Consider the following 23,799-nt stretch of genomic DNA (forward strand, 5'->3'; position numbering starts at 1 on the left):
TGTCGCATGAACCAGCAGTGGGGTGTCGATTCCGAGGTGGGTGCGCTCACGTCCGTGATGCTGCATCGGCCCGGCGCGGAACTCGAGCGGCTCACCCCTCGGAACAACGATCAACTGTTGTTTGATGCGTTGCCGTGGGTCGCGCGAGCTCAGGAGGAGCACGACGCGTTCGCCGAGGTGCTGCGGAGTCGGGGTGTGGAAGTGCTCCTTCTTTCGGATCTGCTCACCGAAACCCTCGAGGTCAGCGGGGCTGCGCGGGTGCAGAGCATTTCGTCGGCCGTCGATCCGCGTCGCCTCGGGCACTCGCTGGCCAAGGAACTCGCCGGTCATCTGCGCACCGTTGCCGCACCCGAACTGGCGCGAATCCTGATCGCAGGAATGACTTTCGACGAATTGCCCGCGGCCGGTATGGGTTCGCCACCGTCGCTGGTGCGGCTGATGCATCACGGCCCGGACTTCGTCATCGAGCCGCTCCCCAACCTGCTCTTCACCCGGGATTCGTCGTTCTGGGTGGGCTCGCGCGTGGCGATCTCGACGCTCGCGCTGCCGGCAAGGCGACGGGAAACCAACCTCACCGACCTCATCTATGCGTTTCACCCGAAGTTCCTCGGTGTACGACGGGCGTACGAGTCGCACACGGCTCCCGTCGAAGGTGGCGACGTGTTGCTCCTCGCACCGGGCGTGATCGCGGTGGGAGTCGGGGAGCGGACGAGTCCGGCAGGGGCAGAAGCATTGGCGCGCAGTGTCTTCGAAGACGGTCTTGCTCATACGGTACTTGCCGTGCCGATCGAGCAGCGGCGCGCATCGATGCATCTCGACACGGTGTGCACCATGGTCGACGTCGACGCCGTCGTGATGTATCCCGCCATCCGCGACACGTTGGAGGCGTTCACGATTCGACGCGAAGACGGCTCTGCGCGGATATCGGGACCGCAGCCGTTCCTCGAGGCAGCGGCCGACGCAATGGGCATCGAGAAGCTCCGGATGATCGACACGGGGCTCGATTCCGTTGTCGCGGAGAGGGAACAGTGGGACGACGGGAACAACACCCTTGCGGTCGCGCCGGGGGTGGTCGTCGCGTACGAGCGCAACGTCGAAACCAATACGCGACTCGAGGATTCCGGAATCGAAGTGCTGCGGATCGCCGGGTCGGAGCTGGGCTCCGGCCGCGGCGGTCCGCGGTGCATGTCGTGCCCGCTGGCGCGGGCGGCGCTGTAGAAGCGCGTCAGAGAATGTCGCGGACCTTGTCGACGGGGCGTGCGAGCACCGTTCCCTTGTCGGTGACGACGAGGGGGCGTTCGATGAGGATGGGATTGTCGACCATCGCGCCGAGCAGTTCTTCCTCGGATGCTTCGGCGAGATTCAGCTCTTTGTAGAGCGATTCCTTCTTCCGGATCGCTTCGCTGGGGCGCAGTCCCGCGTCGTCGAGGAGTTTGCGCAGGCCGTCGCGCGACGGCGGGGTATCGAGGTACTTCACGATCGTGGGTTCGAGACCTTCCTCGCGCAGGAGTGCGAGGGTGTTGCGAGACGTGCTGCAGCGAGGATTGTGGTAGATCGTTGCGGTGTGTGCCATGTCTCGATTGTGCCCTGCCGGTACGGCTGTCGGAAATGTCCCTGCCGGTGCGGCTGTCGGAAATGTCTCTGTTGAGCGTGGTTGCTCGGCCCCATTAACATTTCCGGGTCAATCTGTTCGCACCATGTGGCTCAATCGTGAAAGGCCCGGGGGAATGCTCAAAGGTTTCAAGGATTTTCTGCTGCGCGGAAACGTCATCGAACTCGCCGTCGCAGTCGTGGTGGGCGCGGCGTTCACCGCGATCGTCACCGCGTTCACCGACAACATCGTCAATCCGCTTGTCGCGGTGGTCGGCGGCAACAACGAGATGGGCTTCGGCTTCAAGATCCTTGCGTCGAACGAGGCGACCTTCATCAACCTCGGTGCTGTGATCTCCGCGGTGATCAACTTCGTCATCATCGCTGCGGTCGTCTACTTCGTGCTGATCGTGCCGGTCAACGCAGCCAAGGCCCGTTTCGCCCCGGACAAGGAACCGGAGGACGAGCCGCTCAGCGAGACGGACCTGCTCATCCAGATCCGCGACCTGCTCGAGAAGGGCAGCTACAACACCGTCGACGACGACACAGATGGCCGCCACAGCGGCAAGGTGCGCGTCTGACTTCGCGGTCGCCGGGCCGAACCGGCGATCCTGTATCCGGGGCCCGCGTTCTCTTCCGGTCGAAACCTCTCGAGGACGCTGCTAGCCTGCATTAATGCTCGATATCGCGATCGATTCGGACTCATCCGTCCCACCGTTCGAGCAACTCCGCCGGCGGATCGTGGAACTTGTCCGGGATGGAGAGTTGATCGCCGGCACGAAGCTGCCCACCGTGCGTGGAATGGCAGAGACCCTCGGGATCGCACCGAACACGGTGGCGAAGACATATCGCGAGCTAGAGCAACTCGGAGTACTCGAAACACGCGGACGGGCCGGTACATTCATCGCGGATTCGGGCGACCCGACGCGTTCGCTCGCACAACAGGCGACGATCGAATACGTCGCATCTGCGCGTGTACTGGGAATGTCCGACGAGGAGATCATCGAGTTCGTCGAGGCCGCGCTGCGCGCCTGACAGACGACTTCCGCGCGATAGCACAACGTCGTCCGCCGCCCCCACCCCGGTGCTTCGGCAAATTCCGTCGTGGAGATGAGATGATCGAAAACCATGGCACGGAACAACCACTACGAGGCGTTCCTGCGACAGGTCTCGACCTTGGCAGGCCCACGCTGGATGCGGCCACCTGATCAGGGGCTTTCGGGTACCTGCTGTCCCACGCGCACCGGCAACATATGGAACGAAGTGCACTTCGAATGATGTCGCCGCAGCGATAGATCAATCCTCGGTATTTCGCGAACCGCGCCGACCTTCCGAGCCCGCCGCGCCACCACACGCGCGTCAGCGGCGTCATCCACTACCGTCGCCACGCGCCGGGAGCGGTGGCCCGGACGGCGCAGGAAATACCGCACAGTGTGCCGCTCGAGTTCTGCGAAAGCGGCACAATTTCGAGTCAATGAAGGAAAGTTGGGACATATGACTGTGCCAGACGACCGGACTCACGACGCAGAAGCCGCTGTGGCCGCCGGACCACCGGATATTCCGCCGACCGACCCACCGCGCATCCGCACCGACCGCGTCGTGTTCGGAATCTCCGCGGCCCTGGTTGTTGCCATAGTCGTGTGGGGTCTCGCAGCTCCGGACAACTTCAGCTCCGTGACCGGATCCGTTCTCGACTGGATCGTCATCGAGATGGGCTGGCTGTTCGTCCTCTCGGCAACGGCCTTCGTCATCTTCGTGTTGTGGATCGCAGCAAGCAAATACGGGCAGATACCACTCGGCAAGGACGAGGAGGAACCCGAGTTCCGCACCGTCAGCTGGATCGCCATGATGTTCAGCGCGGGGATGGGCATCGGACTGATGTTCTTCGGCGTGTCCGAGCCGGTCTCGCACTACGTGACAGCGCCTCCCGGCACCGATGGCGGAACGGGAGTGGCGATGGCGACCACGATGTTCCACTGGAGTCTCCATCCGTGGGCGATCTACGCGGTGGTGGGCTTGGCCATCGCTTACGGGACCTTCCGAAAAGGCCGCAAGCAGCTGATGAGCGCCGCGTTCATTCCGCTTCTCGGACGCCGTACCGAAGGCCCCATCGGGAAGCTCATCGACATCCTTGCGCTCTACGCGACACTGTTCGGAACGGCTGCGTCGCTCGGCTTGGGCGCATTGCAGATCGGGTCGGGATTCGAGGTCACCGGATGGCTGGAGACCGCCGGGGTGGGGCTCCTCGTGGCGATCGTCGCGGTGCTCACCCTCGCCTTCGTCGCGTCCGCGGTGTCGGGAGTCGCGAAGGGTATCCAGTGGCTCTCGAACATCAACATGGTGCTTGCGGGTGTGCTCGCGCTGTTCGTGTTCGTGCTAGGCCCGACGATTTTCATCCTCAACCTCATTCCCACCACGCTCGGCGCCTATGCCGCCGACCTCGCCGAGATGTCGGCTCGTACCGCGGCATCCGGGCCCGAAGCAGGCGAATGGCTGTCCAGCTGGACGATCTTCTATTGGGCCTGGTGGATCTCGTGGGCGCCGTTCGTCGGCATGTTCCTGGCGCGGATCAGCCGTGGCCGCACCATCCGTGAATTCGTCATCGGCGTGATGATCGTGCCGAGCGTGGTGAGCTTGCTGTGGTTCGCCGTCTTCGGTGGCGCCGGGATCAACCAGCAGGAACAAGGCTACGACGTCGCCGGTGCCGGAAGCGTCGAAGAGCAGTTGTTCGGCATGCTCGACCACCTACCGCTCGTGGGCATTTCCACCGTCGTCGTGATGGTGCTCGTGTCCATCTTCTTCGTCTCGGGTGCCGACGCCGCATCGATGGTGATGGGCAGTCTCACGCAACGAGGAACGCTCACACCGAGCCGAGGCGTGGTGGTGTTCTGGGGTGGTCTGACGGGTGGTGTCGCGGCGCTGCTGCTGTGGACGGGTGGCTCCGAGGCACTCAATGCACTACAGACGATGACGATCATCGCCGCAGCGCCGTTCGTCATCGTCATGATCGGTCTGTGCGTGTCGCTCTACCGCGATCTGAGACGAGATCCGATCATCACCGGTGGCCGGCGTCGGCGACTGCTCAGACGCATCGAGTGACCCCCGGCTACGCCGCATTCGCTGTCGAGGTGACGGATCCGCAGCCCGGATGCAGTGTCCTCGTGATCGGGACGGACACCGCCGCCGACGCATTCGCGGTGCGCGTCGGACCGGCCGGCGTGATTCGAACCAGCCGCACCCTGGCCGACGCGACCGGCACCTCCGATCTCGTCTGCGCGTTCGGGGTGCCGGATTTCCGTGTCGGCGGCGCGTCGCAGCTCACTGGTGTCGCGGAGTTGCTCGCACCCGCTGGGCAACTGTGGGTGTTCGATTCGCCTGCGCACGGCGAGTCGGCCGGGCCGCTGTCGATGCAGATCAGCACGACGCTCTCGCAGGCCGGACTCGCGATCGTCGACATACTCGAAGGGCGGTGCGTGATCGGTGTCTGTGCCATGGTGAAAGGATGAGCGCCGCACGCGACCTCCTGACCACCTTCGAAGAGTTCCTGCGAGTGCAGATTCCGGTTCACGTCCGATGCTGGGACGGCTCCGAAGCGGGACCGCCCGACGCCGAGGCTCGCGTCGAATTCCGCAACCGCCGGGCGCTGCGCCGTGTGCTGTGGGCTCCCAACGAACTCGGGTTGAGCCGCGCCTACGTCAGCGGCGACCTCGTGGTCGACGGCGATCTCTACGCGGTCCTCGGGCTTCCGGACCTCGTCGACAGACTCGGCAGCCGCACGCTGCGCGACACATCGCCACGTGAGTTCGCGCGTCTGGCGCGAAAGTTCGCCGCGCTCGGCATCGTCGGGCCCCCGCCACGACCACCCTCGGTGGAGATCCCTCGCCGGCGCGGTGCCCTGCACAGCAAACGACGCGACGCCCAGGTGGTATCGCATCACTACGACGTCGGAAACGACTTCTACAGGCTGTTTCTCGGCCCCTCGATGGTGTACTCGTGCGGCTATTGGAGCCGGCCCGAAACCGGCACACCCGGCCTCGAGGACGCACAGCACGACAAGCTCGACCTGGTCTGCCGGAAACTCGGACTCGAACCGGGCATGAGGCTGCTCGACGTCGGCTGCGGGTGGGGATCGATGGCTCTGCATGCAGCGCAGCACTACGGCGTCGATGTCCTCGGCGTCACGCTCAGCGCCGAGCAGCGCGACTTCGCGCAGGCGCGTATCGCCGAGGCAGGCATGTCGGATCGCATCGAGATCCGGCTGCAGGATTATCGCGACATCGACGAGAGCCCGTTCGACGCGATCTCGAGCATCGGAATGTCCGAGCACGTCGGGGCGGCCAAGCTCCCCGAGTACGCGCAGCACCTGCACGAACTGCTCGTCCCGGGTGGGCGGTTGCTCAACCACGCCATCGCGTCGGTGGTGCACCGGCCTGATCCCCGCAGCCGTCCCGCTACCTTCATCGACCGTTATGTGTTCCCCGACGGGGAGATACTGCCGCTGAGCCGGACCCTCGATGCATTCGAACGCGCGGGCCTCGAAGTCCGCGACGTCGAGGCGCTGCGCGAACACTATGCGCTGACATTGCGTGCGTGGGTCGCGAACCTGCAGGAATCGTGGGACGAGGCGAGCTCGCTCGTCGGAGCCGAACGAGCTCGGACCTGGTTGCTGTACCTCACCGCGAGCGCACTCGGCTTCGAGGAACCCGGACGTCTGTCGATCCACCAGGTTCTCGCCGTACGACCCACAGCCACCGGCGCGAGCAACATGCCGCGGACCCGTCACGAATGGCTCTCGAGCGGGTGATGTCCCGGTCTCGGACGGTGCGCCTGACGGGAGTTGTCGGCACCTCGCAGTAGCGTGACCGCAGCCCGCTGTTGCACTGCGAGAGGGGAGACACGGATGGCCCGCACAGACCGCTTCGACGGAATTCTGGAACGGGGCTGGGAGCGTTTCCGCACTCGACTTGCGGCGCGGATCGCCGCGCTCGGAAAGGGCGAGCGAATCGACCTCGCTGCCGAGACCACAGGTGAACATCTCACCCTGGTGAAGATCGTCGCGCTCGATGCGAGGTGTATCGAGGTCGAGATGGCGGGAATCGGCCCCAGCATCAGCCCGGTGCGTCAGGCCGACGAGATCGCGCACCGCATCGTCTCTGCGCTGCGCGAGACCTACGGCGTGCTGCATCCCACCTTCCTGCGCAGCGAGGAGCCCGACACTCCCCGCACACTGCGCTCGCGTGTCGGTGAGGCACTCCAGCTACAGTTCGGGCGGCCGATCCCTCTCGACGCCGACGGAGACTATGTCGTCGTCGTCGATTCCCAGGCGGTGTTCGTCGTGGTCGACGACAGCGCCCGCACCATCCAGCTGTGGGCGCCGCTGCTGCACGGCATCACCGGGCGTGCGCGGGCGGCCGAGGAACTACTCGAACTCAACCGCGCATGGCCGCACATCAAACTGCTCCTCGTCGAAGACCGGCTCGTGGCGACGATCGACGTGATGGGCGACCCGTTCGTGCCCCGGCACCTCGCCGACCTCTTCGGTGCGTTGAGAGTGCTTCTCGGCACCATCGACACCGGATTCGCACAGCGCTTCGACGGGGAACGGTACACCGGCGACACCGACGCAGAGCCCACACTGTTCGACGAACCGACGGTGTTCGACGAACCGAGCTGACCGAGCCGGACACGCACGGTCGGATCAGCAGAATCAACGCCAGCTGGGCAACCACAGTTCGCTGTGCCAATGCGCCACCGTGATCGGCAACCCGGTCAGGATCGGCCACAACCACACGAAGTTCGCGACCACCAGACCCACGTAGAGGCACACCACGAGCAGACCGGTGGTCCGCCTTTCCGGCGACGCGTAACGCTGTCCCAGCACCTCACCGAGAACCAGCGTGATCGCCATGACGAGGAACGGCGCGAGCGGAACCGCGTAGAAGTAGTACATCTGCCGGTCGAGGCTCGCGAGCCACGGCAGAATGCCGGCCCCGTAACCGGTGAGCACCGCAGCCCACCGCCAGTCGCGGCGGACCAGCATCTGCCACAAACCCCACCCGAGGACGGGCACCGACACCCACCACAGGGCCGGAGTACCGATGAGCATCACGGCCTTGACGCATTCGTCGGCTCCGCAACCGTCGATGTTCGACCCGTCCGCGAAGTAATACAGCATCGGGCGCAGCCCCATGGGCCACGTCCACGGCTTCGACTCCCACGGATGGATGTTGCCCGCGGAATTGGTCAGACCCGAGTGGAACTGCAGGACACTCGCGCTGTAGTACCACAGCGACCGCAGCGCATCCGGCACGAACGAGAAGGCACTGTCGTGGCCGATCTGATTGCCCACGGCATGGCGGTAGACCCCGGTCTCGCTGGCGAACCATGCCCAGAACGTCGCCAGATAGACGCCGACGGGGATCACCACCAGTGCATACAGCGCGGGACCGATATCGCGGAGCGCGGTGCCGATCCACGGTCGCTGCACACCGTAGGCCCGGCGTGCAGCGAGATCGAACGCCACCGACATCAGACCGAAGAACGCAATGAAGTACAGCCCGGACCATTTGGTGCCCACGGCCAGACCGAGCAGGACACCGGCCCCGAAACGCCACCACCGCACCCCGAAGCGAGGCCCCCACACCGAGTCGCCGAGGCGACCCTCGGCGTACACGCGGGCCATACGGCGGCGGATATCGTCGCGGTCGACGAGCAGGCATCCGAATGCGGCGACGACGAACACCGCCTGAAAGATGTCGAGCATGCCCATCCGCGACGAGACGAACGTGACCCCGTCCACGATGAGGAGCAATCCGGCAACGGCACCGAGCATCGTCGAATGCGTCATCCGGCGCACGATGCGCACAACCAACAGCACCAGCACGACGCCGGCGACGGCAGACGAGATCCGCCAACCCCAACCGTTGTAACCGAACAGTGCTTCGCCGACCGCGATGAGCTGCTTGCCTACCGGCGGGTGCACCACGAGCCCGTATCCCGGGTTGTCCTCGATCCACCCGCCGGTGAGGATCTGCCAGCCCTGCGGAACGTAGTGTTTCTCGTCGAATACCGGCGTCCTGGCGTCGGTCGGATAGTTCAGCATCGTGAAACGGGTGATGGCCGCGAGAACCGTGACGAACGCCGTGACGACCCAACCGCGTGTCCGATCGGCCGGAGCGGACTGCGGGGGTGGTACCAGCGGAGCGGGACTCGAGAGGCGGCGGTGCGGGGCCTCGGAAGGGCGCAGGTCCGTCGCGGTCACAATCCGATCGTAGGCTGAACCGCATGCAGGCAGAAAATCCGGGACAACAGGGGAATCCGGGACACCACGCGAATCCGGGGCGGGGTCGGCTCGTGCTGGCCGCGACACCGATGGGCGATATCGGCGACGCCTCCAAACGGCTCTGCGACGCGCTGGCCACCGCGGACGTCGTCGCGGCAGAGGACACCCGTCGCACCAGGTCTCTCGCCTCCGCGCTCGGCGTGACCATCACCGGCCGTGTCGTGAGCTTCTACGACCAGGTCGAAGTGTCGAGGGCGCCCGCGCTGATCGCCGATATCGAAAGCGGCCGCACGGTGCTGCTCGTCACCGATGCGGGCATGCCGTCGGTGAGCGATCCCGGTTACCGGCTGGTCTCCGCATGCGTCGAGGCGGGCCTGCCCGTGACGTGCCTGCCGGGCCCGTCCGCGGTGACCACCGCACTCGCGTTGTCTGGTCTGCCCGTCGAACGCTTCTGCTTCGACGGATTCCCGCCCCGTAAGCAGGGGCAGCGCCGCACCTGGCTGGCGACACTCGCGACCGAGCCACGGGCCGTGGTGTTCTTCGAAGCGCCGCACCGACTGGCCGCGTGTCTGGTCGATGCCGCCGAGGTCTTGGGCGGAGAACGCCGCGCCGCGGTGTGCCGCGAGCTGACGAAGACCTACGAGGAGGTCAAACGCGGAACCCTCGCTGAGCTCTCCGAGTGGGCAGCGGGCGGGGTTCGAGGTGAAATCACTGTCGTGCTCGAAGGCGCCGCCCCACGCAGCAGCGATCCCGCCGATCTCGTCGATGACGTCGAAGAGCTCGTCGCCGATGGTGTCCGGCTCAAGGACGCCTGTGCGCAGGTGGCGGGGACCTCCGTATCGAAGAAGGAACTGTACGACGCGGTGCTGGCCGCTCGGCGCGTCTGACCTCAACTCCGGTACACCGCGGGCATACACTTTCCGTCCATCGGATCACCCACCGGACGACGAGCAGGAGAAGTGTATGGACGCTGTCAACGATTTCCTCGTCGAGGTGGCGGGGGTGGTGTGGGGTCCGTATCTGCTGATTCCTCTGCTGCTCGGGACGGGTCTGCTCCTGACCATCCGGCTTCGTGGTGTGCAGTTCCGCAAGTTGGGCCCCGCCCTCAAATTGGGGCTGATCACCCGTAACGATCCCGGTGCCGCCGAAGGCGACATCTCTCAGTACCAGGCGTTGACGACCGCTCTGGCGGCCACGGTCGGCGTCGGCAACATCGCCGGTGTCGCGACGGCCATCTATCTCGGCGGTCCCGGAGCGCTCTTCTGGATGTGGGTGACCGGCCTGCTCGGCATGGCGAGCAAGTATTCGGAGGCTTTCCTCGGGGTCAAGTACCGCACCCGAGATGCCAAGGGTGAGCAGAGCGGTGGCCCGCAGTACTACCTGGCACGCGCGATCCCGAACAAGTTCGGGCTCGTCCTCAGTCTCGTCTTCGCCGTGTTTGCGGTGCTTGCGAGCTTCGGTATCGGCAACATGACGCAGGCCAATACCGTCGCGACGCAGATGGACGGCACGTTCGGGGTGCCGACGTGGGTGAGTGGGGCCGTCATGACGGTGCTCGCCGCCGCTGTGCTCCTGGGCGGAATCAAGTCGATCGGGCGGGTCACCGCCGGGTTCGTGCCCGCCATGATCGTCCTGTATGTCGGTGCGGGCATTCTCGTGCTCGCGGTGAATTTCGGCGATATTCCCGCAGCCCTCGGCCTCGTGTTCTCCGACGCCTTCACCGGAACGGCGGCGACCGGCGGCTTCATCGGCTCGGTGTTCATGGCCGCGATGCGCTACGGCGTCGCACGCGGCATCTTCTCCAACGAGTCGGGCATGGGTAGTGCCGCGATCGCGGCCGCCGCGGCCCGGACGACGCACCCCGTCCGGCAGGGCCTGGTGTCGATGACGCAGACATTCATCGACACCATCATCGTGGTGACCTTCACCGGCATGGTCATCATCACCACCGGCGCCTGGCAGTCGGGCGAGGAGGGCGCCGCGATGACGTCCACGGCGTTCGCAGACGGCCTCGGCGGCGACTGGGGCCACTGGATCGTGGCGATCTCCGTCGTGTTCTTCGCCTTCTCGACGATCCTCGGATGGTCGTACTACGGCGAGCGGTGCGTCGAACGTCTCGTCGGCCGCGGTGGTGTGGTGCCGTACCGCGCGATCTTCGTGGTCGTCGTGTTCATCGGCGCGACCACCGAACTCCAGGTGGTGTGGAACTTCTCCGACGTGATGAACGGTCTGATGGCGCTGCCGAACCTTATCGGCCTGATCCTGCTGTCCGGGATGATCGCGCGGGAGACGAAGGCGTATCTCGACCGCGATCCTTATCTGCTGGGGGAGCCACCTGCCCGGGAACCGGACAAGGCCTGACCGGAACGGAAGGTGGCGGAGATACGCAACGGCCGGACGATCATCGATCGTCCGGCCGTTGCTCTCCCGATTCAGGGCGCTCGCTGTACCGAATGGAACTACCCCTCGATCAGTTCCACTCGATGCAGAGCACTCGCCCTGGTGCAAGGTGACCTTGCGTGGTGACCAGTTTCGTACCCGATGGCAAAGCTCTCCAATCGCGGACCGTCGCGGAACGGGTATCATCCCAGGTCGGGCATGGTGAGGAACTTTTCCGCAGCGGACTTTCCTCGGCGGATTCCCCTCGCGGAAACGGATCGGAAGGGCGCGGAAGGTGAGTGCGGACGACGGCACGACGCAGGACGCAGATCACCGGCGCTTCTTCGCCGACCAGCTCCGCATCCTGTTCGCCGCTGCAGGCCGTCCGGCGTTGAAGAAGGTGGTGTCGGGCGCGTCGACGATCTCTCGCGCGGTCGGAAACGACCGCACGGTATCGGTGCAGCGGGTCAGCGATTGGCGTAGCGGCAAGCGCGTGCCTGCGAGCTTCGAATCCGTCCACCCGGTGCTCGTCGTGTTGATCCGCTCCGCTCGCGAGCTCACCGCCGAACCTCCGGCCCCGGGCCTCTACTCGCTCAAGCAGTGGGAGCGATGGTGGAAAGCCGCGCGCGGCGAGAGTGGTGGAGCCCGGTCGGCCGACAGACCACCCGTGGTGATCGTGGACACGCGCCCCTACAAGGGGCTGTCCGCCTATCGAGCGGACGACGCGCGGATGTTCTTCGGCCGGACCACGAGTATGCGCATGCTGGCCGATACGGTCGTCGCGGCGCACGGTCAGGGGCTGGTCATCGTGACCGGTGCGTCCGGTGTCGGGAAGTCCTCACTTGTCCAGGCCGGTCTCATCCCGCTGATGTGTGGTGGTGGCGAGTGCGCCCCGGTGGTCTTCACCCCCGGCTCCGACCCGGTCGGCCGCCTCGTGGAGGTACTGCCTGCCTTCGCCGGACTCGATGGCCCCTCCGGCAAACCTGTGGCCGATCGGGCAGCGGTGCACGAGGCCATGGCCGCCGAAGCGGAGAAGGCATCGGTGTCGACGCTGCTGGTCGTGGTCGACCAACTCGAGGATCTGTTCACCCAATGCGACGATCCCGACAGCCGCGCGCACTTCTTGACGCTGCTCGAACACATGTCGACGGCCGGCGACTCCGATGCGCCCGCGCATGTCGTTGCGACGATGCGTTCGGACTTCTACGAGCAGGCCGTGACGTATCCGGCGCTCGCTCGTGCGCTCGAACGCCGAAGCAAGGCCGTGCAGCCGTTGGACCGGGAAGATCTCGTCGAGGTCATCTCAGCGCCGGCCAAGCTCCTCGGTGTACGACTCGAACCGGGACTGGTCGACCTGATCCTGCACGACCTGGGTGTGCTGGCACCGGGGGACATCAGTGGCACCGAGCTGCCGCTCCTGTCCCATCTTCTCGACACCATGTGGGACAAACGCACCGGTGGCGCGCTCACCGTGGCAGGCTATCGCGCGACCGGTGGTGTGCGTGGTTCGATCGCGGCAGGAGCCGAGCGGGCCTGGGAAAGCCTCGACGAACGCGACCGCGAGATCGTGCGGACGGTGATGGTCCACCTCGTCTACGTGACGAACACCGGCACGGACGTGAAGATGGCCCGCCCGCTCTCCGTGCTTCTCGCGGTGGGAAGCGACGACCGCGCGGCCACCGCGAGAGTCGTGGACCATTTTGTGTCGGCGCGCGTGCTCGTCGTCCACGAGGGGCACGTCGAACTCATCCACGACGCGGTGATCGTGGCATGGCCGCGCCTGAAGGCGTGGGTCCACGAGGACAGGCAGTTCGCTGCGTCTCGCCAGCAGATCGAGGCCGACGCTGCGAACTGGATCGAGAGCGACCGCAACAAAGGCATGCTCTATCAGCGCGGGCGGATGGATCTGCTCTCGGAACAGGGCGCGCGATTCGGCGGCAGTGCGGCAGAGGAACGGTCCGTTGCCGCGGTCAGTCCGGCCGCCCGTGAATTTCTCCGAGCGTCCCGACGACAGATCGATTGGCAGCGCCGCCGCCGCGGGGGAGCACTGGCAGGACTGGTCCTGCTGACGATAGTCGCGCTCGTGATGGGTGGCCTGGCGTGGGTCGGCAAGAACAAAGCAGACGAGGAACGAGAGGCCGCGCAATTCCAGCAGGTCGTGGCGCTGTCGGATTCGAGCCGATCGGACGATCCGACGATGTCGGCGCATCTCGCGCTCGCCGCGAGCTCACTCGAAGGCGACAGTGAGGTGGCCTACTCGCGGCTCCTCGCCACGCAGGGTGTGCCGCTCGCACGCGTCCTGGTGGGGCATACCGGGCCGATCTACGGAACCGCGGTCTCGCCCGACGGCGCGACGCTGGCCTCGGCCAGTGACGACGGCACCGTGCGCTTGTGGTCGTTGACGGGTGACATCTCGTCGATCGGCCCCCCGCTGGTGTCGTCGTCGAACTACATGGCGTCGGTGTCGTTCAGTCCGGACGGCCGTTATCTCGCCGCAGGCGGCGGCGACGGGGGTGTGTGGCTCTGGGACATCTCGGACCGCGGCGCACCCCGATCTGTGCTGGACCATCGCGTTCTCGGATCGGGTGCTGTGCACAACGTTCGGTACAGCCCGGACGGGCGGACGCTGGCGGTGCCCTACGACGACGGTTCCGTCGTCCTGCTCGACACCTCGGCGCCTGCAGCCGGCCGGTTCCCTGTGACGGAGATACGCGGACACGAGGGCGGTGTGCGGACGGTCTCGTTCCGTACCGATGGTTCGGTTCTGGCCACCGCGAGCGACGACCGCACGGTGCGACTGTGGGATCTGTCCGATCGTTCGGCGCCGATTCCGCTCGGCGACCCATTGACCGGGTTCGGTGACGTCGCCCATTCGGTCAGCTTCAATGCGGACGGCACCCTCTTGGCTGCGAGTAGCGACGACGGTGTGCTGTGGTTGTTCGACACCACCGACCCTCGGAACCCCCGGCAGATCGGCACTCCGGTGCAGGCCCATACCGGAGGGGTGTGGAGCGTGTCCTTTCTTCCGGACGGGCTCACCCTCGCCAGTGCGTCGTGGGACGGCACCGCGAAGTTGTGGTCGGTGGATCAGGACGCTCGGCGGATCGATGAGCTCACGCCCGCGCTCACAGGGCACGGCGGTGGTGTACCCGCGCTGACGGTCACCCCCACCGGAGACACGATCATCACCGGAGGCCAGGACGCGAATCTGCGAATCTGGACCATGCCGCATCGCCGCGTGTTCGTCTCGCAGGCGCCTTTGACATTGCCTGTCGCCGACCGCTCGGGCGATCTCGTCGCCACCGGAAGCTACGACTCGGTCGTCCGGCTGTGGCACGTCGACGACGGTGGATGGTCCCGCGTCGGCCAGGTGGAGCTCACGCGTCCACTCGGCGGCGGCTACGTGAGCGCACTGTCTCCGTCGGGTGAGGTGCTGGCGGCGGCGGCAACCTCCGGGGGAAGCATCGAACTGTGGAATGTCGCCGAACCTGCGGCGCCACGGCAGCTGGGTGAGCCGCTCGCGCTCGCAACCCGATTCACCTCGGCCCTTGCATTCGGGCCCGAGGGCACCACCCTGGTCACGGGCAACGACGACTTTTCGGTGCAGTTGTGGGATCTGTCCGATCCGGCAGCGCCGAAGCCGTGGGGTGAACCGCTCGGCGGGCCGACCAACCTGGTGCGACACACGGCGATCAGCCCCGATGGACGCAGTCTCGTGGTAACCAGCGCCGACGGCCGGATCTACGCCTGGGACATCACCGACCGGTCTGCCCCCCGCTCCGTGGCCGTCACCGAGGGGCATACCGCCGGAGCGAACGGACTGGCGTTCGCTCCCGACAGTTCGGTTCTCGTCACCGGTGGTGACGATCATCAGGTCGTGGTGTGGGACCGCGGCCCCGCAGGAGGTTTCGTCGCACGCGACACGCCGCTCCGCGGTCACACCGGCACGGTGTACTCGGTGTCGGTGTCGCCCGACGGCAAGCACGTCGTCAGTGGCAGCGACGATGGCACGGTCCGGTTGTGGGACGTGTCGGATCCCGAGGGCATGCGCGCGGTGGGGGGACCGATCACCGATACCGGTTCGGGGCGCTGGCAGGTGATGTTCCATCCGAACGGCACGGTGATCGCTGCGGGCGGCGACGGTGTGCTGCGCACCTGGAGTCTGGACCCCGACGTGGTCGTCGAGAGGATCTGCTCCGCGACGTCGGGGCAGTTCAGGGAACTCCTACCGCAGTTCGGACTGCCGTTTCTGCGTGACGAGGTGTGCTGAGAGCCAGGATGCTCGCTGCCTTGTCGAGACATTCCTGCCATTCGGCGTCGGGGTCGGAGTCGATGGTGATGCCTCCACCGACCCCGAGGGCGCAGGTCCCGTCGGCGTCGAACTCGACGGTCCGTATTGCGACGTTCGATTCGGTGCCCGCCAGCGGACTCGCCATTCCCACTGTGCCGCAATAGACACCGCGCGAGGATGGTTCCCACTGCTGCAGCAGTTCACGGGCGCGGCTCTTCGGGCACCCTGTGACCGAGGCGGGCGGGAAGGTGGCCTCGAGCAGATCACGGGCGGATACGCCGGGGCGGGCTGTCGCAGTGACGGTCGAGACCAGGTGCCACACGCCGGGCGCGGGCCGGACTGCGAGGAGTTCGGGCACGACGACGCTGCCTGGTTCGGCCACACGGCCGAGGTCGTTGCGAACCAGATCGACGATCATGATGTTCTCGGCGACATCCTTGACGGAGGCCCGCAGGTCGTCGGGGTCCCGGTCCAGCGGGAGTGTGCCTTTGATCGGGCTGGAGACAATCCGCCGGCCGTGGCGGGCGACGAACAGTTCCGGTGACAGTGACGCCACCGCACCCCACGATCCTTCGAGGTAGGCGGCGCGGGCCGGGTTCGTGCGGGTGATCGCGTCGACGAAGAAGGTGAGGGGGTCGCCGGTGTAGTCGCCGGTGAACCGGGTGCACACGCATGCCTGGTACACCTCGCCGGCCCGGATGGCGTCGAGGCACTGCTCGACACCGTGCCGGTGGGTGTCACGCTCGGGCAGCGACCAGTCGATGTTCCACTGTGCTTCGAGCACCGCTGCAGTGTCGACGGCGTCCGTCCTGTCTGCAGGAACTGCGAGGGCCGCGCGGGCCAGTGCATCGGGACATTTTCTGTCGGTGAGTGTTTCGTACCACCAGCATCCGTCGTGGTCGAGACGCAGGACGGTGTCGGTCCAGCCACCTGCCGCGACGGGTAGTGCCGGGGGCCCGGAGGTGGCCGGGTCCGGGTAGGAGAGGTACCCCATCCATCCGCCGCCGATGTGTGGGCCGCCTGCCCGGAGCTGTGTGTCCGGGCAGGTGAATGCGTCGGTGGCCGAGACCGGCTGCACATCGAGCGACGGTGCGATCACCGCTGCGGCACCGAACCACGATCCGGTGAGCGCCGCGGGCGCGGGTGTACCGAGACGCCGGGCGTGCTCACCGAAAGTGGCGAGCACCTGAGCAGGTGTACCTCCGTGTCCGAGTCGTTCCATCCGCATCGGACCAGCCTGTCACGACGCGGGCGAGGCCCCGAAGCGGGTCAGTTTGTCGGGATTGCGCACCGCGTACACGCCGGTGATCAGGCCCTCTGCGATCTCGAAGAGGAAGACGAGGTCGATCACGCCGCGCGAGTACACGAGCACACCCGGTGCCGTGTTGACCGTCGCGGCGGAGACGGTCATGTCCGGTAGTCCCACACGTGCGAGTCCGGAGAACAGGCGCGCCACCTTCTGCGCACCGTGGACCGGCACCTTGGCCGCGGTGACCTTGCCTCCGCCATCCGCGATGTACATGGCATCGGGCGCGAGCAGCCGGAGCAGGCCGTCGAGATCGCCGGTCATTGCGGCCGTGAAGAACTCACCGACCACGCGGTCGGTCTCGTCGCTCGCGGGTGTGAACCGCCGTCGCCGCTCCTGCACGTGGTCGCGGGCCCGGTGAGCGATCTGCCGGACGGAAGCCGGGGTGCGGTCGACGGCGTCGGCGATGTGCGTGTAGTCGAATCCGAAGACCTCGCGCATCACGAACACCGCTCGTTCGAGGGGGCTCAACGTCTCGAGAACCAGGAGCATCGCCATCGACACCGATTCGGCGAGTTCGACCTCCGCCGACGGATCGGTATGGCGCTCGTCCGTCGCGGTGAGGAGCGGTTCGGGCAGCCACGGCCCGACGTACTCCTCACGCCGCCGTTGCGCAGCTCGCAACGAATTGAGTGCCTGCCGCGTGACGACCTGCGCTGCGTAGGCGCGTGGTTCCGCGATCGTGCTTGGGTCGACCTTCGCGAACCGCAGGTAGCTGTCCTGGAGGACATCTTCGCTGTCCGCGACGCTACCGGTGATCTCGTAGGCGATCGAGAACAACAGGCCGCGGTGTTCGGTGAAGACCCGCGACGGCGAGGTGTCGCCGGAGGTCACCGTACGCCGGCCGTGTCGAGGGCGGGGCCTGCCGGGACGAACGGTGCGTGGCCGCGGGCTTGGCGTCGCATGAACCAGATGGTGCCACGCAGGATGCCCTCCTTGGCGACTGTCGCCGGCCTCCCCCGTACCGCCGTCGCGCGAGGTGTGTCGGCGGATGTGGTGAACTGCAACGCGGCCCGGCCACGACCCAGCGAGATGCACTGCGCGACGAACCCGAGCGACAACGGTTCGGGTTCGCGACCCTGTAACACGTCCCACACCGTTCCCGCACCGTGTACACCGAGCGGAATCGCGGCCTGGCAGCTCATCCGGACGTAGGGCCGCTGCGCGATCGTGATGGCGTCGCCCACGCCGATCACGTCGGCACGGTTCGTCGACCGCAGAGCAGCATCGACGCGCAGGCGACCGAAATCGTCGACGTCGAGTCCGCTGCGGCGAGCGAGATCGGGTACCGAGAATCCTCCCGCCCACACCGTCAGGTGGGAGGGCACCTCGGTGCCGTCGTCGAATCGCACACCGGCATCGTCGATCTCGGTGACGGTGACGCCGGTGAGAATGTCGATGCCGAATCCGGTCAGGGTGCGTCGCAGGTACCGGCGGGTGCGGTCGGGCAGGCCCGGGCCGGGATCACCGACGAGTGTGTAGCGATTGCCGGGGTGCGCCGTGGCGAGTTCGGTCACGGTCTCGATGCCGGTGAATCCGCCGCCGACGACCGTGACCGCAGCACCGGCGGGCAATGCTTCGATCGCGGTGTGCAACGCCGACGCGGATTCGAGGTCGGATACCGAATGCGCCCGCTCGCCGCCCGGGACGTCGATCCGGGCCGGTCCGCTACCGACCGCGTACACCACGGCGTCGCAGGTCAGTACCGAGCCGTCGGTGAGGAGTACTGCACCGTCGTCGATCCGTTCGGCGGTGCCCACTCGCAGTTCGGCACGGGGATGAAGCAGGTCGGTGAGTTCGTGTGTCGCGGAGCCGGTCGCGGCCGCATGCTGGTGCAGCCGGGTCCGTTCGACGAACACCGATCGAGGATTCACCACGGTCACTGCGACGTCGGGGTGTTCGGAGAGGAGCCGGTTCGTGGCCATCACGCCCGCATATCCGGCGCCGACGACCACCACATGAATGTGTGTGTTGCTCATGGTTCTCGCCTCGATCCATTCGTTCGGATGTGTCGGTCATTGGACACCGCGCGGGCCGGGAACGTGACATCTCGGTGGGAAATGTGGTCAGCGTCGCAGCGGAGACTGCCCCGGTGCCAGGGATGCGTTCTCGGCGGCATCGCGTCCGGCATGGAAACCGTCGGCGTCGACACCGCGACCACCGGAGGAGCGGGTGGTGGGGAACAGACGCCGGAACTCCGCATCCACCGCTTCGGAGCGGCGCGCGAGGATGGGGGCGAGATCGGTCATCGGTACGCGCGCATCGGCGGCGGCTTCCGCAGTGGCGTGAGCTTGGGCCTCGCGGAGTCGCTCGCCGATGCGGTTCGCGAAACCGGTGAGGAAGGCGCGTCGGAACGACGTGGCCCCGCCACCCCGCCTGCCTGCAGTCCCGGCCGTGTTCATGGCGCGCGTGCTCTGGACGAGCAGAGATGTGAAGAGCATCTCGACCTGCTCGAGATCGACCACGGTGCCGACGATGGTCGCGATCTGCACCCGGGTGAACCACACCGTGCGGACCCGGTTCGCATCGCCGATCGCGGTGAGCAGCAGTACTTTCTCCTTCGCGTAAGGACGCTCGAGGTGGAGGCGCCGGCCCCTGACCGGATCGGAGGAGGGGCGGGCACCACCGAGTACAGCCGCTCCTACCGCGTACCGGGTCATCAACTCCTGCGCCTTTGCAGTGAATGCCTCTGCCTCGTCAGGGAATTCGGTGGACTCGGCTTTCGAGAGCAATCCGCGGATGCGTTCGAGCACCCGTGGATCCGGGGCAGAGGGAGCGGTGCCGTCCGGTGTGGTGCGCGTCTGAGGCCATTGGGACGGCGGGGTGGTCAGCTGGGTGAACCGCGGAAGGTATTTCCACGTGTAGGCGAGTCCGTCGACCTGGAACCGCGACACGTGCGGCAGTACGCGCAACAGGCTCGTCTCGAACGGGTGGCCGGCTTCGGCGATGCGGGCGATCGCGGGGTGGCGATCGCCGATCGTGCGGACCTGGTGCAGCCATTCGGTGGGCGCGCGGTGGGACGCGCGGGTGCGATGGGCGTCGAACAGCACGGACGCGGCAGCGAGCGGCGTATCGGTGGGATCTCCAGAGTGTGCGGCCATGTGGAGTACGTCGGCGGGCTGCCAGCCGCGCTCGTAGGCGCCGTTCAGCTCGACGAGCAGGACCTCGGCGCGCACCTCGTCGGTTCGAATGTATGTTCCATTGCTGGGCATGGGGGAGAGTGTGGCGGAAGCCACCGACAAGTTCCGGTTCGGTGTGGCTGCTCCCCGAAACGCCGGAGTCCGGGCCGCGTCACGCTGCGGCCCGGACTCCGGCGATGCGATCCTCGCTCGGCGACGTTCGACTACTCCTCGTCGACGAAACGCGGGAATACCGGTGATGGCGCAGGCAGCGCGGTGCCCGGCACGAGACGCGTCGCGATGTCGGAGAACTGCCGAGCCTGAGGACCCTGGCCGAGCAGATCGAGGATCTTCGAACCCGCGTCCGGCATCACCGGCTGAACCAGGATGCCCACGACACGTACGACTTCGAGAGTCACGTACAGCACCGTGGCCATCCGCGCCGGATCCGTCTTGCGGAGCACCCACGGCTCCTGCGCCGAGAAGTACCGGTTGGTCTCCCCGAGCACATGCCAGATCGCTTCCAGCCCGAGATGGATCTGCTGTGCGTCGAACTCGGCGCGAACCTGCTCGAGCAACGCGTGTGCCTGCGCGAGCATCGCGTCGTCCTCGGCGGTGAACTCGCCCGGGGTCGGAACCTGCCCGTCGAGGTTCTTCGCGATCATCGTCAGCGACCGTTGCGCAAGGTTGCCCAGGTCGTTGGCGAGATCGGCATTGATCCGGGTGACGATCGCCTCGTGACTGTAGCTGCCGTCCTGTCCGTACGAGATCTCGCGGAGCAGGAAGAAACGCAGCGGATCGAGGCCGTACTTCTCGACCATCTCGATCGGGTCGACGACGTTGCCGACCGACTTCGACATCTTCTCGCCCTTGTTGAACAGGAAGCCGTGCACGAACACCCGCTTGGGCAGTTCGAGACCGGCCGAGATGAGGAACGCAGGCCAGTACACGGTGTGGAAGCGGGTGATGTCCTTGCCGATGATGTGCAGATCGGCCGGCCAGTACCGCTTGTACGACTCCGACTCGGTGTCGGGGAACCCCGCGCCGGTGAGGTAGTTCGTCAGGGCGTCGACCCACACGTACATGACGTGATCGGGGTGGCCCGGGACGGGCACGCCCCAGTCGAAGGTGGTGCGTGAGATCGACAGGTCCTTGAGCCCGCCCGAGACGAAGCTGACGATCTCGTTGCGCCGCGTCGCGGGAGCGATGAACTCGGGGTGTTCGTCGTAGAGCTTCAGGAGCTTGTCCTGGTACGCCGACAGGCGGAAGAAATACGTCGACTCCTCGGTCCACTCCACGGGCGTGCCCGTGTCGGTGGACAGGCGCGACCCGTCGTCCTGCAGGGTCGTCTCGGCCTCGGTGTAGAACGCTTCGTCGCGCACCGAGTACCAACCCGCATAGGTGTCGAGGTAGATGTCGCCGTTGTCGACCATGCGCTGCCAGATCTCCTTGCTGGCCTCGAGGTGATCGTCGTCGGTGGTGCGGATGAACCGGTCGTACGAGACGTTGAGGGACTTGTCCAGGGCCTCGAACACGTCGGAGTTGCGTCGCGCCAGCTCGGTGACGGAGATGCCCTCCTTGGCGGCTGTCTGCTGCATCTTCAAGCCGTGTTCGTCGGTGCCGGTGAGGAACCGGACGTCGAAGCCGTCGAGGCGCTTGAACCGTGCGAGGGCGTCGGTGGAGATGTACTCGTACGCGTGCCCGATGTGCGGGACGCCGTTCGGGTACGCGATCGCGGTGGTCACGTAGAACGGCGGGCGAGCGGACTCGGCGAACGGCGGGCGGGTGGGAGCGGCGGCAGTCATGGTGGCAACTACTTTATAGGGCGTGAGCAAAAGCCGTCCTGCCCCCGAAGCTCCGGAACCGCTGGCGCCGCTCGTCGACGCCCATACCCATCTCGATGCGTGCGGAGCGACCGATGCTGCGACGACCGCCACGATCGTGGACCGGGCCGCCGCGGTGGGCGTCGGCCGGGTGGTCACGGTGGCCGACGACCTCGATGCCGCGCAGTTCGCGGTGCGGGCCGCGCACTGGGATCCGCGGGTGTTCGCGGCCGTGGCGATCCATCCGACGCGCGCGAACAGCCTCGACGACACGACACGCACCGAGATCGAGCGGCTCGCAGCCGACCCGCGGTGCGTCGCAGTGGGGGAGACCGGCCTCGACCTCTACTGGCCGGGGAAGCTCGACGGCTGCGCCGAGCCGGCCGAACAGGAAGAGGGCTTCCGCTGGCACATCGATCTCGCGAAGAGGCTCGGCAAGCCGCTGATGATCCACAACCGCGAGGCCGACGACGATCTGCTGCGGGTGCTGCACAGCGAGGGCGCACCCGAGACCGTCATCTTCCACTGTTTCTCCTCCGGCCCCGAGATGGCGCGGGCCTGCGTCGACGCCGGCTACCACCTGAGCTTCTCGGGCACCGTCAGTTTCAGAAACGCCAAGGCGTTGCGCGAGGCGGCGCCTCTCGTGCCGCGCACTCAGGTCCTCGTCGAGACCGACGCGCCGTTTCTCACACCGCATCCGTTCCGGGGCGCACCCAACGAGCCCTACTGCCTGCCCTACACGGTGCGCGCTCTCGCCGACGTGCGCGGCGAGAGCGCGCCTGAGCTGGCCGCAGCAACCACCGCGAATGCCGAGCGGGTGTACGGACTTTCGTGAGTGACGCCCGCATCGGCGCCCCGGACGTGAGACCGTGGGCGCATGCACAACTTCGTCTATACGGCACAACCGGCCCGGGTGATCTTCGGTACGGGCACCGCGTCGAAGGTCGGCGACGAGGTGCGCCGGCTCGGTAGATCGCGTGTGTTGCTGCTCGGCGGCGAGCATGTGCGTCCGCAGGCGGATCTCGTGGAGCGCGCACTCGGATCGTTACAGGTGGCGCGGTTCGACGGTGCGGTGATGCACACTCCGGTCGCCGTGACCGAGCGTGTTCTGAAGTACGTGACCGACCATCGGGCGGATGCGGTCGTCGCCGTCGGTGGTGGATCGACCACGGGCCTGGCGAAGGCGTTGGCGGTGCGAACCGGGATCGATCAGGTGATCCTGCCGACCACCTACGCGGGTTCGGAGGTCACGCCCACCCTCGGGGAGACGGCCCACGGGGTGAAGACGACGAGGTCGTCGCCGGACATCCTGCCGGAGACGGTGATCTACGACGTGGAGTTCAGCGCCGGGTTGCCGGTGCCGATGGCCGTGACCAGCGCCGTCAATGCGCTGGCGCACGCGGTCGAGGCGTTGTATGCACAGCACGCCAATCCGATTGTCGATGCTCTCGGGTTGCAGGCGATCGTGTCGATCGGGCGCGGTCTGCCTGCGCTCGGTGTCGACGGTGCCGACCTGGAAGGCCGCTCCGATCTGCTGCTTGCCGCGTGGTTGTCGGGGGTGTGTCTCGGATCGGTGGGGATGGCTCTGCACCACAAGTTGTGTCACGTTCTCGGTGGTTCGTTCGATCTGCCGCATGCTGCGACGCACACCGTGATGCTGCCGCACGTCATGGCGTACAACGCGCCGTCGGTTCCGGACGTGATGGCCCGGATCGCCGAGGCGCTCGAGGTGGATTCGGCTCCCGCGGGCGTGTACGACCTCATCGTTTCTGCAGGCGGGCCGACGAGTCTGGCGGAGCTCGGCCTACGGGAGGGCGATCTCGACGAGGCCGCACGACGAGCGACCGAGAAGACGTATCCGAACCCGAGAGAGGTCACCAACGTGGGTGTGCGGCGGTTGCTCGGCGAGGCGTTTACAGGGAGACGTCCGGCGTGACGTCGATTACACCCGTCGCGCTAGGTTGAACCTACAACCTCGCGCTGCTACTTTTGGTTGCGTTGTCAACTAG

General features: G+C 66.5%; 19 protein-coding genes. 12 read left to right on the forward strand and 7 right to left on the reverse strand.

Features of this window, described 5'->3' with window-relative positions; translation table 11 throughout:
- Positions 1-6: 6 nt before the first annotated feature.
- Entirely contained in the window at positions 7-1,218 is a 1,212-nt protein-coding gene (gene arcA, locus ACTDXD_RS17320; protein WP_440123539.1) for an arginine deiminase, read from the forward strand.
- A gap of 7 nt (positions 1,219-1,225) precedes the next feature.
- Here the strand turns inward: arcA and arsC are convergent, their stop codons facing one another.
- Positions 1,226-1,573 carry an arsenate reductase (glutaredoxin) gene (arsC, locus tag ACTDXD_RS17325; protein ID WP_440123540.1) on the reverse strand — a complete coding sequence of 116 codons (348 nt, stop codon included), beginning with the start codon at positions 1,571-1,573 and terminating at the stop codon, positions 1,226-1,228.
- A gap of 154 nt (positions 1,574-1,727) precedes the next feature.
- Between arsC and mscL the strand changes: the two genes are divergently transcribed.
- The 6 genes from mscL to ACTDXD_RS17355 all read left to right on the forward strand — a co-directional run bounded on the left by mscL (position 1,728) and on the right by ACTDXD_RS17355 (position 7,264).
- A complete protein-coding gene (gene mscL, locus ACTDXD_RS17330) occupies positions 1,728-2,171 on the forward strand; it encodes a large conductance mechanosensitive channel protein MscL (RefSeq protein ID WP_440127676.1) in 444 nt (147 codons plus the stop codon).
- Between the two features lie 94 nt (positions 2,172-2,265).
- Positions 2,266-2,625 (forward strand): GntR family transcriptional regulator, encoded by a 360-nt coding sequence (locus tag ACTDXD_RS17335; protein WP_440123541.1) that lies wholly within the window; start codon positions 2,266-2,268, stop codon positions 2,623-2,625.
- A gap of 459 nt (positions 2,626-3,084) precedes the next feature.
- Positions 3,085-4,689 carry a BCCT family transporter gene (locus ACTDXD_RS17340; protein ID WP_440123542.1) on the forward strand — a complete coding sequence of 535 codons (1,605 nt, stop codon included), beginning with the start codon at positions 3,085-3,087 and terminating at the stop codon, positions 4,687-4,689.
- Positions 4,686-5,096 (forward strand): hypothetical protein, encoded by a 411-nt coding sequence (locus ACTDXD_RS17345; protein ID WP_440123543.1) that lies wholly within the window; start codon positions 4,686-4,688, stop codon positions 5,094-5,096. The genes ACTDXD_RS17340 and ACTDXD_RS17345 overlap by 4 nt, the downstream gene beginning before the upstream one ends.
- On the forward strand, positions 5,093-6,394 hold the full coding sequence (locus ACTDXD_RS17350) for a class I SAM-dependent methyltransferase (RefSeq protein ID WP_440123544.1): 1,302 nt from the start codon (positions 5,093-5,095) through the stop codon (positions 6,392-6,394). Before ACTDXD_RS17345 ends, ACTDXD_RS17350 begins: the two co-directional genes overlap by 4 nt.
- 96 nt (positions 6,395-6,490) lie before the next feature.
- On the forward strand, positions 6,491-7,264 hold the full coding sequence (locus ACTDXD_RS17355; RefSeq protein WP_440123545.1) for a T3SS (YopN, CesT) and YbjN peptide-binding chaperone 1: 774 nt from the start codon (positions 6,491-6,493) through the stop codon (positions 7,262-7,264).
- A 33-nt stretch (positions 7,265-7,297) separates the two neighbouring features.
- Here the strand turns inward: ACTDXD_RS17355 and ACTDXD_RS17360 are convergent, their stop codons facing one another.
- Positions 7,298-8,851: a dolichyl-phosphate-mannose--protein mannosyltransferase gene (locus ACTDXD_RS17360; protein WP_440123546.1), complete on the reverse strand. Its 1,554-nt coding sequence runs from the start codon at positions 8,849-8,851 to the stop codon at positions 7,298-7,300.
- Positions 8,852-8,874: 23 nt separating this feature from the next.
- On the opposite strand from ACTDXD_RS17360, the gene rsmI reads away from it, so the two are divergent.
- The 3 genes from rsmI to ACTDXD_RS17375 all read left to right on the forward strand — a co-directional run bounded on the left by rsmI (position 8,875) and on the right by ACTDXD_RS17375 (position 15,521).
- Complete coding sequence (gene rsmI, locus ACTDXD_RS17365; RefSeq protein ID WP_440123547.1) at positions 8,875-9,759, forward strand: 16S rRNA (cytidine(1402)-2'-O)-methyltransferase; 885 nt, start codon at positions 8,875-8,877, stop codon at positions 9,757-9,759.
- A gap of 76 nt (positions 9,760-9,835) precedes the next feature.
- Positions 9,836-11,233, forward strand: coding sequence for an alanine/glycine:cation symporter family protein (locus ACTDXD_RS17370; protein ID WP_440123548.1), 1,398 nt, complete (start codon positions 9,836-9,838; stop codon positions 11,231-11,233).
- A gap of 313 nt (positions 11,234-11,546) precedes the next feature.
- Positions 11,547-15,521: an NACHT and WD repeat domain-containing protein gene (locus ACTDXD_RS17375; protein WP_440123549.1), complete on the forward strand. Its 3,975-nt coding sequence runs from the start codon at positions 11,547-11,549 to the stop codon at positions 15,519-15,521.
- On the opposite strand, the gene ACTDXD_RS17380 is transcribed toward ACTDXD_RS17375, so the two are convergent.
- The 5 genes from ACTDXD_RS17380 to metG form a co-directional block, all read right to left on the reverse strand.
- Entirely contained in the window at positions 15,466-16,770 is a 1,305-nt protein-coding gene (locus ACTDXD_RS17380) for an aminodeoxychorismate synthase component I (protein ID WP_440123550.1), read from the reverse strand. The genes ACTDXD_RS17375 and ACTDXD_RS17380 overlap by 56 nt on opposite strands.
- 12 nt (positions 16,771-16,782) lie before the next feature.
- A complete protein-coding gene (locus tag ACTDXD_RS17385; RefSeq protein ID WP_440123551.1) occupies positions 16,783-17,682 on the reverse strand; it encodes an RNA polymerase sigma-70 factor in 900 nt (299 codons plus the stop codon).
- On the reverse strand, positions 17,679-18,827 hold the full coding sequence (locus tag ACTDXD_RS17390; RefSeq protein WP_440123552.1) for an NAD(P)/FAD-dependent oxidoreductase: 1,149 nt from the start codon (positions 18,825-18,827) through the stop codon (positions 17,679-17,681). The genes ACTDXD_RS17385 and ACTDXD_RS17390 overlap by 4 nt, the downstream gene beginning before the upstream one ends.
- Positions 18,828-18,914: 87 nt before the next feature.
- Positions 18,915-20,060, reverse strand: coding sequence for a DUF2786 domain-containing protein (locus tag ACTDXD_RS17395; RefSeq protein ID WP_440123553.1), 1,146 nt, complete (start codon positions 20,058-20,060; stop codon positions 18,915-18,917).
- 131 nt (positions 20,061-20,191) lie between these two features.
- On the reverse strand, positions 20,192-21,772 hold the full coding sequence (gene metG, locus ACTDXD_RS17400) for a methionine--tRNA ligase (RefSeq protein ID WP_440123554.1): 1,581 nt from the start codon (positions 21,770-21,772) through the stop codon (positions 20,192-20,194).
- A 22-nt stretch (positions 21,773-21,794) separates the two neighbouring features.
- Here metG and ACTDXD_RS17405 point away from each other — a divergent pair, with 22 nt between their 5' ends.
- Both ACTDXD_RS17405 and ACTDXD_RS17410 read left to right on the forward strand, forming a co-directional pair.
- Positions 21,795-22,625 (forward strand): TatD family hydrolase, encoded by an 831-nt coding sequence (locus ACTDXD_RS17405; RefSeq protein ID WP_440123555.1) that lies wholly within the window; start codon positions 21,795-21,797, stop codon positions 22,623-22,625.
- Positions 22,626-22,667: 42 nt separating this feature from the next.
- Positions 22,668-23,726: a maleylacetate reductase gene (locus tag ACTDXD_RS17410; protein WP_440123556.1), complete on the forward strand. Its 1,059-nt coding sequence runs from the start codon at positions 22,668-22,670 to the stop codon at positions 23,724-23,726.
- Positions 23,727-23,799 lie beyond the last annotated feature (73 nt).

The sequence above is a fragment of the Rhodococcus sp. SJ-3 genome, assembly GCF_051918125.1.
Lineage (GTDB): Bacteria > Actinomycetota > Actinomycetes > Mycobacteriales > Mycobacteriaceae > Rhodococcus.